Source organism: Cellvibrio chitinivorans (assembly GCF_035117775.1).
Lineage (GTDB): Bacteria > Pseudomonadota > Gammaproteobacteria > Pseudomonadales > Cellvibrionaceae > Cellvibrio > Cellvibrio chitinivorans.
On sequence record NZ_JAYKKN010000001.1, the window covers coordinates 345,851 to 360,154 of the forward strand.

At 41.9% G+C, this 14,304-nt stretch carries 10 protein-coding genes and 1 pseudogene; 4 read left to right on the plus strand and 7 right to left on the minus strand.

Translation table 11 applies throughout. The features are described from left to right. The 3 genes and pseudogenes from SPL68_RS01480 (at position 1) to SPL68_RS01490 (ending at position 3,284) form a co-directional block, all read left to right on the plus strand. The gene (locus SPL68_RS01480) at positions 1–1,002 is read left to right on the plus strand and encodes a polysaccharide deacetylase family protein (protein ID WP_323813291.1); all 1,002 of its coding nucleotides are present in this window, start codon (positions 1–3) and stop codon (positions 1,000–1,002) included. A 16-nt stretch (positions 1,003–1,018) separates the two neighbouring features. After that, complete coding sequence (locus SPL68_RS01485) at positions 1,019–2,320, plus strand: FemAB family XrtA/PEP-CTERM system-associated protein (RefSeq protein ID WP_323813292.1); 1,302 nt, start codon at positions 1,019–1,021, stop codon at positions 2,318–2,320. A gap of 74 nt (positions 2,321–2,394) precedes the next feature. Next, positions 2,395–3,284 (plus strand): annotated as a pseudogene (locus tag SPL68_RS01490) (acyltransferase family protein). Here SPL68_RS01490 and SPL68_RS01495 read toward each other — a convergent pair. From SPL68_RS01495 to SPL68_RS01525, 7 genes are all read right to left on the minus strand, one after another. Next, a complete protein-coding gene (locus tag SPL68_RS01495; RefSeq protein WP_323813294.1) occupies positions 3,276–4,289 on the minus strand; it encodes a GNAT family N-acetyltransferase in 1,014 nt (337 codons plus the stop codon). The pseudogene SPL68_RS01490 and the gene SPL68_RS01495 overlap by 9 nt on opposite strands. A 76-nt stretch (positions 4,290–4,365) precedes the next feature. Then, positions 4,366–6,993, minus strand: coding sequence for a tetratricopeptide repeat protein (locus SPL68_RS01500; protein ID WP_323813295.1), 2,628 nt, complete (start codon positions 6,991–6,993; stop codon positions 4,366–4,368). A gap of 61 nt (positions 6,994–7,054) precedes the next feature. Next, entirely contained in the window at positions 7,055–8,353 is a 1,299-nt protein-coding gene (locus SPL68_RS01505; RefSeq protein ID WP_323813296.1) for a porin family protein, read from the minus strand. A 15-nt stretch (positions 8,354–8,368) separates the two neighbouring features. Then, positions 8,369–9,154 (minus strand): tyrosine-protein kinase family protein, encoded by a 786-nt coding sequence (locus SPL68_RS01510; protein WP_323813297.1) that lies wholly within the window; start codon positions 9,152–9,154, stop codon positions 8,369–8,371. A 25-nt stretch (positions 9,155–9,179) separates the two neighbouring features. Next, positions 9,180–10,697, minus strand: a complete 1,518-nt coding sequence (locus tag SPL68_RS01515) for an XrtA system polysaccharide chain length determinant (protein WP_323813298.1) — start codon at positions 10,695–10,697, stop codon at positions 9,180–9,182. Positions 10,698–10,739: 42 nt separating this feature from the next. Then, entirely contained in the window at positions 10,740–11,279 is a 540-nt protein-coding gene (locus SPL68_RS01520) for an XrtA/PEP-CTERM system exopolysaccharide export protein (RefSeq protein ID WP_323814297.1), read from the minus strand. A gap of 125 nt (positions 11,280–11,404) precedes the next feature. Next, positions 11,405–12,814, minus strand: coding sequence for a TIGR03013 family XrtA/PEP-CTERM system glycosyltransferase (locus SPL68_RS01525; protein ID WP_323813299.1), 1,410 nt, complete (start codon positions 12,812–12,814; stop codon positions 11,405–11,407). Positions 12,815–13,028: 214 nt separating this feature from the next. On the opposite strand from SPL68_RS01525, the gene tviB reads away from it, so the two are divergent. After that, positions 13,029–14,303, plus strand: coding sequence for a Vi polysaccharide biosynthesis UDP-N-acetylglucosamine C-6 dehydrogenase TviB (tviB, locus tag SPL68_RS01530; protein WP_323813300.1), 1,275 nt, complete (start codon positions 13,029–13,031; stop codon positions 14,301–14,303). Position 14,304: the final 1 nt, after the last annotated feature.

Genomic DNA, 14,304 nt, shown 5'->3' on the forward strand with positions numbered 1-14,304 from the left:
ATGCGCAATAATCCCTTAATCAACATTTTTGCATCACCCTATGTAAGCAAGATTATGAGCTGCTTCCTTGGGCAATTTGTAACGATTTATATGATGCATCGACCTAGAGCAACCAATGGAGCCTATGAAGGCACAAGTCCAGAACTGCTAGAGCTTTACATCAAGCAGGCACAAAAAAGAGGGTTTCATTTTGCATCGGTCGAAGAACTGATTGTTGATGCATTATCGGGGAAAAAACAGCAACACCCTACATTATCGTTCACCTTGGACGATGGATATCAGGATCAACTCGATAGGCTAGTTCCTGTTTTACTGCAATATAAATGCAAACCAACGCTATTTGTAATAGCCAACATGATAGATACAAACGAATGGCCTTGGGATGCAAAGTTAGCCTATGGCATTTGGAATACCACTACAACGCAAATTGAATTACGACAAGGAAATTCGTTAAAAACGCTTATTTTAGATACCCCAAGCAACCGAATATCGGCAAGGCGCCAACTAACCACTTATGCTAAAAAATTACCGAACGCCCAACTAGAAAATTTTTTATCCGAAATACTTCCTCAACTTAAAATAGATTTCTCATCCCCTCCAAAAGAATATCAACCCGCATCATGGAAAAGTCTCCAAGAAGCAGAAACCAAAGGGCTATACATAGGCTCCCATGGCAGCTCACATAGGGTATTCAGTGCTCTGAGTGATGCAGAAATTACTGCAGAATTGGAAAGTGCGAAAGCTACTCTGGAAAAATACATCAAAAATCCATCACGTGTTTTTTGCTATCCATCAGGGAAACTGTCTGATTTTTCTAAAAGCCATAGCAGTTTACTCAAAAACGCCGGCTATATAGGTGCATTAAGTTCTATCCCAGGAAACCCAAACTATAAAACAATTCAGTCAGCACCATTTAATATTTGCCGACATAGCATCCCTCATAATCTGAATACATTTATTCGATATTCATCTTGGCTCGAATATCTTCGCAGCAATATTTAATAGGCATATTTATTTCATGAGTTCGATATTGGAACAACAGCTCACCGCACTTAAATTATTAAAAACAGAAAAGGGAATTATTGCAGGAAAATTTAAAGACTTACTGAAAGATTCGGATGAGTATTTACAGCAACTGAAAAAGATGAAGGATATATCAGCGAAAATTAAATTGCTTGAGTCCCAAATTAAAAGCATCGCTAGCGAAGATCCCACAAGAACCGCGACACAAAAACAACAATTGTTAACTCCATTCTTTGATCTTACCAGTGAAGCTGATTTCGATGGCGAAATCAGCACGCAATTAACTCCGTTACACGAAGTAAACGACTGGCAAGATTTTGTTAGTAACAATCCCAGTAGCCTACCAAGCCACAATTCTGCGTGGCAACACATCATTCAACTTAGCTTTCAACACAATTCACTCCTGTTAAGTGCGCGCGATGCTCATGGTCAATTGTTAGCAGGAATCCCTATTACGATATTAACCTCCACACTTTTTGGTCGATTCGGGGTGTCAGTCCCCTATTTGAATTATGGGGGAGTGGTCAGTAGGTTCCCAAATCTTCACGAACGCCTGGTTCGGGAACTGGCCGACATACGCGTAGCGTTAAAATTAAAGTTTATAGAAGTACGAAGTATTTATCCCAATTTAGAAAAAGTAGTGTCACTGAAAAAATTGGGTATGATTCTGCCTTTGCCGAGATCTAATCAGGAATTAGAGCAACAACTGGGCAGCAAGCTGCGCGCGCAATACCGAAAAGCAGAATCTTATTCACCTCAGTTTGCCATAGGCAAAATGAACCTATTGAATGATTTCTATTCGGTATTTTCTCAAAATATGCGCGACTTAGGCACACCTGTTTACCATAAAAAGTGGTTTGAGAATATTTTAAGCCACCCCGGTATAGCCGCGAACATTGCGGTCGTATATATACATGGAAAAGCAGTATCTGCAGGCTTTTTGATTAAGTCAGGAGGTATTATGGAGATTCCCTGGGCCTCGACATTAGCATCAGCCAATCAGTTTAACGCAAACATGTGGATGTATAGACAAATACTCGGTTTTGCGATTGAACAAGGTTGCGAGTTTTTTGATTTTGGCAGATCAACTCGCGAGGCGGGCACGTTCAAGTTTAAGAAGCAGTGGGGCGCTCAACCGTGTCAACATTATTGGTATCTAATTGCGGATGAAAACGCACCATTACCTGAATTGAATCCGGACAACCCCAAACTGAAATTACTAATCAGTATTTGGAAACGCCTTCCTGTATGGCTAACCCGCATTATCGGCCCTGCAATTGTCAAAGGTATCCCCTAATTAAAAAACAGGCTAACGCAATGAGAAATGGAGCAATCGACTACTTAAAGATAACTATGGCATTTTTTATAGTTATGCTTCACGGAGGATTTCTTGCAGATTTTTTCCCTAAACAGTCTTATTTATGGATGCAAGGTCTCTTCAGGCTTTGCGTACCCTTGTTTTTTCTTATAGCGGGATTTTTTTCTGGCGATCAGGAATACATCAATTTAATAAATATATAAAAAGACTGCTAGTTCTATATGCTGCATGGATGACTATCTATTTACCATTTTGGTGGGAGTGGGACTCTACAGATCATTTATATAGTTGTCTTTTAATAGTAAAGAAGATCCTAGTCGGTTATTTTCACCTATGGTTTGTTCCTGCGCTTATAGGGGCGGCCTGCATTGTCAAACTCTGCGAAAGATATAACAGAATAAAACAATTATTTTTTCTAGCTCCTTTTTTATACTTGATAGGTGTAGTGCTTCAGTATCTTGCAAATGCAAATTTAGACATCTTCTCAGAATATCAAAGGGCACTCGATTCACCTTTAGCAACTCGCAATCTTCCTTTTTTTGCCTTACCTTTTTTTGCTCTGGGGTGCTGGATTTCTCAACGCCCCCTGATCGAAATAAGCTCAAAGTTTCTCGCACTGAGCTCAGTAGCAAGCCTTATTTTTTTGTGGGGTGAAATATGGTTTGCAAACCAGACATTCCCTGGAAAAGGCTGGACGCTACTTATATTTTTGTATCCCGCATCCTGTATTATTATATATTGGATATTAAGTCTTCCTAATATTAACAGCTTTAATATCGGAGCTTGGGCCAATGGGATCTACTTCATCCACGCATTATTTTTCGCTCTAACCTGGAATTTCGACTTAAGCCAAACACCAGCAACACTGATAACGGCTGTCATGAGTCTTTTATTCGCAGCAATTATTTACAAAATTAGTTTTACCAGAAGGATACTACTCTAGCTTGCGTTTTATCCAATAAAGCACCTTTAGAGGAAAGGATCGCACAACCATACTGCTGATGAAGGTGCATTCAGCATTGGCTAATAACTTTTTATAATTTGAGTTTTTCCCATCACCCGCCATAAAATCATAAAATAATGCTGGAGATGTGAAAGCTTTTTCTATTTGGTAACCAAAATGTAAAGTGCCCAAAGATATGCCATCGCTAAATTTTTCCAAGTAGCCAGATTGGACATTATAAATTCGCTGTTGATAGGCCACATCTAAAACTGCTGAAATTGGTTTTTCATTTTGATAGATAATCGATAAATCAATTTCTCCACCTTCACTACTAATATTGTGCAGAAAGTCAGTAATTAGCTTACGATTTCGACCTTCATAACACACCTTTCCCCAACGCTGCAGATGAAAGCCGTTTAGCACATCAAGGAATCCATTCACATGCGGCCAGACGTTTCTAACCTCTATACGACCAAGTGACACCAATCTTTTACGCTTATTGAATAGTTTGAGTCGTGTGCTTCCACTGAGTGATGCCAGATATTCGGAGAAAGTAGTTTCTTTTAAACTAACTGCATAGCTAGTCGCACTGTCTCGTACGACCACATCCAAACCAAAGCGTTTAGCACACAACAGAAGCTCTTTATGCTGGGGGGAATTGCTAATAAGATCCGGAATCCATAACTGATCCCAAGAAAATTTAAATGCAGAATTAAACAGGCTACTCATGCAGCCAGAGGGTGGATAAAAATATTCGCTACGTAAACTTCTTGCCGCTGTTGTTGAAGCTCCAGCTAAAAATATTGTTTTGAATCTTAGCGGCTTAGCCGGTGTGTAAATATATGAATACCAATTGTCATCCTCCTGAATACTGCAATCAGAATTCAAACCCAAATTCTCTTTTGAAATACCTGAAAGGTCACCCCAACTTTCCTCCCAGGCATTTATCCAAGCAGACGTTGCGAACAAGCCAGGTTGATTTGCCTCGGGAAAAAAATCAGACATAGCAATCTTCAATGTATGCTGTAATAAAACACTGAGTGGAAGAGCAGCTCACTGCTATCCCACTTATTCATTTCTGTTATTGCCGACTTTTTGCTTCTTTTAAGTGATTCGCTATTTCTTTACTTTCAGGATCCAATAGTACTGCTTTTGTGAGCAATTCAATGCCTTTTTCCAGCTCACCGCTTTCTACTAAAATCCACCCATAAGTATCCACAATAGGAGCAACATTGGGAGCCAAACGATAGGCTTTCTTTGCATACTCAACAGCACGTGGATCCTTTTTTTCGTAATATAGCCAAGCGAGATTATTTAGTGCAGCGGGCATCTGCGGATTAAGAGCAACCGTTTTTTCGTACCACTCCAGCGCTTTATCAGAATCATTTTTACTTTGCGCTGTCACTGCCATCATTAGTGGTGCTGCTTTGCTTTCAGGCAAAAGTTCAACCCATTCATTTAAAAATTTTTCGGCGTTTGTTTTTTCATTTGCTCTTTGGTAAAAGCCGAAAATTTGTTCCGCAACAATATCCAAGGGTTTTGCCTTCCATGATTCAAGATATAACTGAATACCCTCTTCATTTCTTCCTTCCGCCAATCGAATCACTCCCTGAAGAAATAGTCTTTCGGCTTCATTTTCAGGAGTAGTAACAAATTGATCTAATAGTTTTTGTGCTTCAGGGATATTCTGCGCAGCAATCTCAGTTTCTATTAAGCTTCCTAAAAAGCTAGCATTTTCTGGAGAAAGCTTAACCGCCCTCATTAGGCTTTCGCGCGCCTCAGGCAATTTATTCTGGCTTCTAAACTGGACACCTTGTAAGCGATGTAGATTAGCAGCCATTTTTTTCACATTCGCACCCTGTTTGCTTCGCTCTAATGCAATATCCATATGCTTAATTGCATCTGCAAGCTGATTTTGTGTTGTGTATATTTGTGCGAGCACCACCGACGGCTCCCAGCGAGCAGTTTTACTTTCCAAATTCAATACAAATTTAACAGCCTCTTCTTCACGATTAATTTTTCGCATTTGCGAAAACCAACGGCTATAACCAACAGCCATACCCGGGTCTTCTTCAAGTGCAAATTGCCAAGCAGTGACAGCTTTTTGTGTCAAGTTTTGTGCTTCGTAAAGCTGCGCCAAACCAGCATAGGCGAGGCTTTTTTCACTACTCTCACGAACAGCTATCGCTTTTTCGAATTGGACTTCAGACTCTTTATAATTTTTTTCCTGAAACTGATACCAGCCGGAAAAAAAATAGCCGCGAGAGCTTTCTGGATTTTTTTTCTTAAGGAGTTCAATTTCAGATAAAAGCTTTTCCTTCTGCTCATTTACCAGCAAGGCCTTGAAATAAGATTGCTGTATATAAAAATCATCAGCTTGCTCTTGATAAGCTTTTTGCAGTTGAGCAACAGCTTGTTCACGTTGCCCCAACATCATATGTCTATTGGCAAGAGCAATTCTGATTCTCTGCTGCCGCGAATCCAGCGCTAAGCTTTTTTCAAGAACTATAACTGCATCGGTACTTTTAGGATCTTTATCTAATAAGGCCAACCCATAAGTTGCTAACACTGTTGGATTATTGGGTTGGCTATTGACAGCATTTTTAAGCAGCACAATTGCATCATCGATTTGATTATTGCGAACCTTAACTAAAGCAGCAGCCTGCAACACCGATGGAGCAGCAGTTTCAGGGTCGATAAACTCATCAAACAAATCGTCGGCTTTTTGATCTGAACCTTGTTTATACTCTATTAACCCCAACAGCGTTCCTGTGTTCTTGTCGTTTGGGAACTGCTCTCTCAATTCACGTAAAATTGCTTCCGCTTCGGAAAAGTTACCTTGTTGATAAAACTCCATTGCATCATTAAAACGCTGTTGTGCAGCACTCCCTTCTGGATTCGATTCAGCAAGAAGTTTTTGATAGGTGTAGGCTTCGCTAGTGCGCCCTTGTTGAATTAATGTATCGGTTAAAAGACTAATTACCAGACTTCTCCTACTATTCATAATGTCTGTTTTTTTCAGCATTCCCAATGCATTTGTTAGATGCTGTTCTGCAGCATCTAAATCCTTTAAGAAAATACTGACATTCGCCATCAAAATTAAGGAATCAATATTGCTTGGGTCAGCGGAAACAACATCATTTAATTCAATTTTTGCATCTTCAATATTGCCTTTTGACAACAGATAGTTTGCTTTAATAAATTTTCCATCCGATTCTTTTCCGCCGTTAGCAATAAATTCACTTAAAGCATTTTCGTATCCATCTTTATTACCTAGATAGATATTGGACATTGCATTAAGCCATGTTTGGCGCTGTAGGTTTTCAGGGGCATTCTTATCTGCGGGATAGGTTGACGTAGTATTAATTACTGATAGATATTTTTTATTTAAATAATAAGAGTTAGCCAGCTCAGTGGAAACCTCAGGAATTTGCTCTACCACGGTAGATAGTAATTTTTGTGCCGTTTCATGCGCACCAATTTCATTATAAATTTTGGCTAATGCGATATATCCTTCTGGAGAAGCTGGCATCAACTGTATTGCATTTTTAGCCTCAATAATTGCGGCTCTATACTGCCCTTGCTCTCGATAAACCTTCGCAGAGCTAACATGACGCTGTGCGTCTTCTTGATTCTTCTCTTTTTTATCCGCACATGAAGAAAAAGTCACGCAAAGCAAGACAACGATTATTTTTGTAATGCTATTCATTTTTTTCACCACTTAATCCGTATTTTTATTAAAGACGCCTTCTCAAATTCAGTTCAACATATTAAAAACCATACGCCAAACTAACACTATAGACATTTTCCGTATAAGTCCCTGCTTCATCCAGAGTTGAGGTTTCTCTATCTTCCCTTCTACCTCCAACGGTTACATTCAGACCATTTGAGAAGTAATAGGCGTAGTTCAGCGAAATCGAATCCAATCGGTAGTCCTGTGCGACCAGTTGATTCTCAAAATCAACATCTGACCTAGCCATACTCAAGGACACATTAGCTGTAGTTGATAACGCATATGCAAAGCTCACGTTAGAATTAACGCTTAATGATTCTTCATCTTTCTCAAGGTATTTATCTTCAACCGCAACTACCCCGACACTAAGTGCGCAGCGAGAACAAATAACATTAGTATGCCAATTTAACTCTACAGATCGACGATCTATGCGATCCAAATCCATTGAAAAGCCGTCACTATCCGGCAACACAAATGTATTTTCCATATTTCCGTCGCCATAGGATGTATCCGTCAATAATCGGCTAGCCGAAAGATCTATTTGATTGTAGCCTGCAACATAAGCAGCAGAAATTTTGTATGAAGGAGCACTTTTAGATTCATTCCCTTCTGATTTATTTTCGTTATAGCCAACTGCCAAACTGTATTTTAATTTTCGCAGTTCTACTGCATAAGCCAGCATTGAACTAACAAGGGAATAATCAGAAAGTGCATAATTGTCGAATTTAATGTCCTGTTGGTTAACAGAGAGTTGCAGCGTGCTGGTGGGTGATAATAAATGCAGCCACCCTAACGAAGCACCATTTCGTTTTGAATCTTGCTGCCCATTATCCGGAAAGCTGACACGCTCAGATTGTCCGCTCAATAGCAATTTGTCTGCTTCCGACAACTTAATTCGTATCTCTGGGCGGGCAGAAATAATATCTCTTGCCTCCTGATTTCCAGTCAAATCAATAGCATCAGGAGTCGATAAAAGCATTCTGCGGGAGTGACTTAGTTCTAAAGCCAACAGATCCTCTGCTTTTCCAAAAGTAACGCTTGATGAACCATCAGCGTACTCTTCATCATCCTGAGATCCCTCAGCATATTTCTGCGCGACCAATTGATAATTGACATCAGCATCAAGCAGCCAATTGCTGTAGTCCGCCACCACTGCAAGCTGATACAAATCCTGTCGTTCATCTATTGGATTTTGAGCTTGTTTAAGGGTGTTATCGGAAAACAGACTCGTCGCCGACAGCGAGCCATTTATTTGATTAGCGCATACCTGACTACAACATAGAAATAACATCGACACAGGAAAAGCGTTTTGAAAAAACTGTTTTTTACTGTGCATGGTTCGCCTCGTCCATTAATGATTAAACACAAGCCCTGCGAATTTTTCTTTTCCTACAGCATCGACTGCAGAAAGAACCTCATCAGTAACCACTTTACCAAAGGGAACCACTAACAATGCATGATCACAATATTTTGCCAGAATTCTGGCTTCTGTTGACTGCTGGATACTAGGCGCATCCAATACGATGAATCGGTCTGGATAACGTGATTTTATTTCTGCAACAAGCACCTCCATGCGCTTGGAGTTAAAAAACTCTGCAGCAGATTCACTCGCCCCGCCAGAGGGGATAACACGCAATCGCTCAACACCACTGGGATAAATTATATTTTTAAGTGGTACTGTGTAGTCTATTAAATAATTCGATAAGCCAGCTCCTAATGTTGACGTTATGTACCTATCGACATCAGAGCTGTAAGGATTACAGTCAACATAAAGTGCAGTTTTATGCTGATCCAGTGCAAAGGTTGCTGCAAGATTAAAACTAAAATAACTAGATGGACTATCGGCAGCAACTGATGACACTAACACAACCATATTGTCAGAGTGATGGCGACCTAAAAGCTTAATGCGAACTTCACGAAAAGCATTTAATACTTCGCGCTGGCGCATACCGGTAAAAATTATTTTTTTCTCATACAGTTCATCCTGATTCCACAATTGAGGCATGTCCATATTTTTAATTTTTTCACGCTTGCGATGCTCCAACACCGCACTTTTAACCAGATGATCACTTGCCTCAACAAGCGCATCTACGTCCTCCATGAGCTGGGTTAAATCTTTCTCTTTTCGCTTATCCATTACGCTGCCCCACGCATTAATAAATTCAGCCTTTTACAAGGATCCAATAAATAGATATGGCCAGATAACACATCATACCTATTGCAACCACCGCACCAATTAAAAGAACATCCTTTTTTAATAGTCGCTCGCCGATCGGAGATTTGTAATGAGGAACCACGCCTAACACTTCGATATCAGCGGGAAGCTGCCTTTGCAATGCTCTCGCCGAACGCAAATGAGGATCAACCAAAATAAACAGAATTAACAAACCCAATGGAGCCATAAATGCCAAAAAAGGACCAGCAAGAGCAAAATGAATAAAATGCAGCCCAGATGGTTTTAATGGAAATGCCGCAGGCTCCTGAATGCGATAAGAAACACCCTGACCCTCAATATCAAGGGTCATAGATACCCGAGCGGTTTCTTTGCGCTGCAGCATTTCTTCATACACTTTTTTTGTTACATCATAGTCACGCGTCAAATCGGAAAGAGTTGCCTGGCTTGCAGCAATTCTCTGCTGCCTTGCATACTCATCTTCCTGCAAAGAAAGTAGAGATTGCATTCTTCTTTTTTGAGAGCGCAGACTTACATCTGCATCAGCAAGTTGTTTGCGTAGCTCTTCGTATAAAGGGTTCTGCACTTTATCAGAGCTTGCATAAATATCTCCTGCGGATTGAATTTTTCCAATAGCGGTGTCCAGCTCCGCAATTTGAGCCCTCAACGAAACCACATCAGGGTAGTTTTCTTGATAGCTCAGAAGCATTTGTTCCAATTGAGCAATAAGCACTTGTCGGCGCTGTTGTAGCTCTTCAACCTGTCCTTTTGCCTGCAAATATTGCCCTTCCGTATTAAGTTGCTGCTCAATGGTCGTGATGCGCGACTGCGTTTCTTCAATGGTTATTTTTAACCCTTCAATTTCCTGGCGTAGCGACGCAATACGAGCACTTACAGCATCTTCACTGCCGTCGGTATTTTTGGATTTAAACTCTTTTAATTTCTCCTCTGCTGCTTCAAGTTGCTTTTTATAGGTCTGCACTTGTGCATCAATGAAGTTATAAGCACCTACGCTTTCATCGCGCTTACGCTTGGCGGTATCCTCAATAAACACATTGACTACAGAGTTTAATACTTCAAATGATGTATCCGGGTTTGTTGCTGTATAACTAAGTTGTACATAGTTTTCATTTCTTTCACGTGCAACCCTTACACCACTACGCAACTGCTTAACAATGGCATCCTGCCTATTTTCTGAATCAGCTGCAGCTAACAATCCAGCTTGTTTTGCCGTTTCAAGCATTATTCTGCGCGTATAAATTACTTCACTCGCCTGTTCGGACCGATCAATTTTAGTAATTTCCGCCCGCCCTTTTAACAAGGGTTCGATAATATTGGTCACATCGGCAAACAATACGACCTTGGTTGTGTAGCTTTTGGGCCATAAAAGCCCGACCACTAGAAACAAGTAGGCAACCAATAAAAACACCGCCGCACACCAAAACCTGAAACGAATCAGCTCTGCACGCAATGCAACCAATAAATCTCTTAGATATGCTTTATCCATGAACTATCTCTATTGGTGATCCATATAATTGAATTGTAAGTATTAAAAACTTCTTTCTGGCACAGTCACTATATCGGACGGTTGCAGTGCATAGTTTGTTGTAACGTCACCGTCATTGATCAAGTCATCCAATTTAATTGAATATACTTTCACTTCATCATTTACTTTGCGATAAAGCTTGGCTTTATTGGCAGAGGCGTATGGGTTAGGGCCACCCGCCAATAACACCAAATCCAGAACCGTCATACCTTCACGATAGGGAATAGATTGCGGATTGGTAACAGCACCGGTAATGCGCACGCGACGCTGGAAATCAGAACTGCTGGGGTTTGCCACAATGACAGTTACCTGTGGGCTTCGAATATAAGTGGTTAAACTGGTTGTAATATTTTTTGATAGCTGATCGGTAGTTAAATCTGCGGCAACAATATCACCTATCAACGGCATGGAAATTTTTCCATCCGGGCGAACAGGAACACTCAGAGATAATTCGGGGTTGCGCCATACGTTAATGGACAAGTCATCCCCCACACCTATTTTGTACTCTGCCAACACTGCCACTGGACTTTCAGTAGCAGGCATTTGAGCCGTTTTACTGGTACTGCATCCCACTACAACAATTAACACTGCCACCACTGAGAAAATACGGCATATAGTTTTCATTAGAGCATCCCTCGACAATAAAAATTAATAGACGCTGATAGCGATTAGTGAACACCTTTTCCTAACAAAATGATTTCTACGGTTTGAATCATGATAAGCATGTCCATAAAAAAACTATGGTTCTTGGTGTAATACAAATCGTACTGCAATTTATTTTTTGCATCTTCGACGGATGCTCCATAGGGGTATTTTAACTGCGCCCACCCCATGAGACCCGGCTTCACCTTGTGGCGCATTTCATAGAAAGGAATTTGCTGCGACAGATCCGCGACAAACTCCGGACGCTCCGGACGCGGACCGATAAAGCTCATATCTCCGACAAATACGTTATACAGCTGGGGCAATTCATCCAATCGCGTATTGCGAATAAACGCGCCAACACGTGTCACCCTCGAATCATTTTTTTGCGCCCATACAGCACCATTTTTTTCTGCATCCTGTCGCATGCTGCGGAATTTATAAATGCGAAAAGCGCGACCATTCAGGCCAGTACGGGTTTGGTGATACAACACCGCCCCAGAGCTTTCCAGCTTCACCGCCAATGCAGTCAGCAACATAAACGGCCAGAGCAATAATAGAAACGCCGATGCCAAAACCAAATCAAATAAACGCTTGGCCAACATACGACGCTTTGAATATTTAAAACCGTCGGAAAACAACATCCAGCCAGGTTGTAATAGTGAAATATCGATCTTACCCAGCTCGCGCTCACAAAAACTCAATGCATCGCTGGATGGGATACCTGCGAGCTTACAATCAAGGAACTGACTCAGTGGAAACGCATCGCCGCTGGTGCGACGGCGCTCATCGGGAGAAATTACTATTTCTGAAATCTGTAACTGCCGCGCAAAGGCCAACCAATCTGACGGTTCTCGAATAACAAGATTCGGATTCACCTCAACTGGCTCGCTGGCACTGGGAATACAACCAACTATATTGACCCCCAGTACATTCACATCAGGTGCGAGATCAGCTAACAATTTATTGGCTTTTTGACCAGCGCCGTAAATCACCACCCGGCGCTTCAGCTGATCGACATCGACAATTTTGACAAACACCCAGCGTGATGCACACACCATAAGTGTAGAGAGCAGAACGCTCCAGAAGATAAGCGATTGCGCGATAAACGTGTCATCGAGCAATAAATTAATTAGATAGAGGGAGAGACTGCCTAGCAGAAAAAAGCTCACCATGGTGCGCAACACCATGCTCGAAAACCCCTCGCGCACCAAAGCCGTATATACGCCCATTGATAACGTGCAGCAGCTCAATACTAGTGCGAGCGTAATGATCGGTTGCCACTGGTAGGATGAAGATTCATTTATATCAGCAGCAGCGTTGCCACCCAGGCTTTGAATAAACCAGGTTACACCTGCAACAATCAGCGCATCCATTACCCCTAAATAAAGGTATGGAAGATGAATGTAGTGCTTATTGAGACGAATGTAGGACAAACCCGATTCCTTCAAGTTGACATGTCAAATAATGCTGATGGCGCCGGATTATATCAATATTTGTGACAGGTTTACGATTTATTCCCGCCGGTAATTTTTCCTTGCGCATCCATAACAAATTAGCATTTGAACATACGGCTTTTGTTTAAACTTAAAGTGGATATGATATTTTAGCGACTTATTTGAGGACACACCTTCCCGCTAAGGAATAATCATGTTTGCAAGCAACCCAAGGCTCTGCGTTATCGGCTTAGGCTATGTCGGCCTGCCACTGGCGGTCGAATTCGGTAAAAAAGTTACTACCATCGGTTTTGATATCAATCAGACACGCGTCGCCGAGTTGCGCTCAGGTATTGACCATACACTAGAACTCACCACAGAAGAATTACAGACAACTACACAACTGAGCTTTACCACCGACGAAGCCGATATCCGCGGCGCCGACATCTATATAGTCACAGTCCCCACCCCCATCAACAACAGCCATCAGCCAGATCTGACCCCACTGGAAAAAGCTTCAACCTTGCTTGGCAGGGTAATCAAAAAAAATGCCATTGTTGTTTTTGAGTCGACGGTATATCCGGGCTGCACCGAAGAGGTTTGCATTCCGATTATCGAAAAAACTTCGGGTATGCGCTTCAACGAAGACTTTTTTGCGGGTTACAGCCCTGAGCGAATCAACCCGGGCGATAAACAGCGGCGCATTCACAACATTGTGAAAATTACTTCCGGCTCCACACCTGAAGTGGCCGATTATGTTGATGAGCTCTATCGCAAAGTTGTAGTAGTCGGCACTCACAAAGCCAGCAGCATTAAAGTCGCCGAGGCAGCCAAGGTGATCGAAAATACCCAGCGCGACCTCAATATCGCGCTGGTAAATGAACTGACTCTGATTTTCCATCGCTTGGGAATCGATACACTCGAAGTGCTGGAAGCCGCAGGCACTAAATGGAACTTTTTACCTTTCCGCCCCGGCTTGGTGGGCGGTCACTGCATCAGTGTCGACCCCTATTACCTGACACACAAAGCACAACAGGTGGGCTACTACCCGGAAGTCATTCTCTCGGGTCGACGCGTCAACAATCGCATGGGGTCTTTTGTGGCCGACTCAGTGATAAAAATGATGACCAAACGTAAATCCCAAGTAGTGGATGCAAATGTATTGATCATGGGCCTTACCTTTAAAGAGAATTGCCCAGACCTACGCAATACCGGGGTTATCGACATCATTGAAGAAATGCGCGATTACAACACTAACGTGCAAATTTATGACCCTTGGGCAGACCCGGCCGAAGCCAAACACGAATACGGGCTGGATTTAATCGAAAAGCCCACTCCTGGACACTATCAAGCCATCATTATTTGTGTTGCTCACGACGCTTTCCGCGAACTTGGCGAGGCTGGCATTCGCGCACTGGGCGCCCCCAACCATGTGCTTTTTGATGTCAAACACGTATTACCCAAACATGCTGTAGATGCGCGACTCTAAT

What these genes read in the sequence shown, in the direction of transcription:
- SPL68_RS01500 (WP_323813295.1), bottom strand. Translation starts at nt 6,993, where the DNA reads ATGAATAGCATTACAAAAATAATCGTTGTCTTGCTTTGCGTGACTTTT.
- SPL68_RS01510 (WP_323813297.1), bottom strand. Translation starts at nt 9,154, where the DNA reads ATGGATAAGCGAAAAGAGAAAGATTTAACCCAGCTCATGGAGGACGTA.
- SPL68_RS01485 (WP_323813292.1), top strand. Translation starts at nt 1,019, where the DNA reads ATGAGTTCGATATTGGAACAACAGCTCACCGCACTTAAATTATTAAAA.
- SPL68_RS01480 (WP_323813291.1), top strand. Translation starts at nt 1, where the DNA reads ATGCGCAATAATCCCTTAATCAACATTTTTGCATCACCCTATGTAAGC.
- SPL68_RS01515 (WP_323813298.1), bottom strand. Translation starts at nt 10,697, where the DNA reads ATGGATAAAGCATATCTAAGAGATTTATTGGTTGCATTGCGTGCAGAG.
- SPL68_RS01505 (WP_323813296.1), bottom strand. Translation starts at nt 8,353, where the DNA reads ATGCACAGTAAAAAACAGTTTTTTCAAAACGCTTTTCCTGTGTCGATG.
- SPL68_RS01520 (WP_323814297.1), bottom strand. Translation starts at nt 11,279, where the DNA reads ATGCCTGCTACTGAAAGTCCAGTGGCAGTGTTGGCAGAGTACAAAATA.
- tviB (WP_323813300.1), top strand. Translation starts at nt 13,029, where the DNA reads ATGTTTGCAAGCAACCCAAGGCTCTGCGTTATCGGCTTAGGCTATGTC.
- SPL68_RS01495 (WP_323813294.1), bottom strand. Translation starts at nt 4,289, where the DNA reads ATGTCTGATTTTTTTCCCGAGGCAAATCAACCTGGCTTGTTCGCAACG.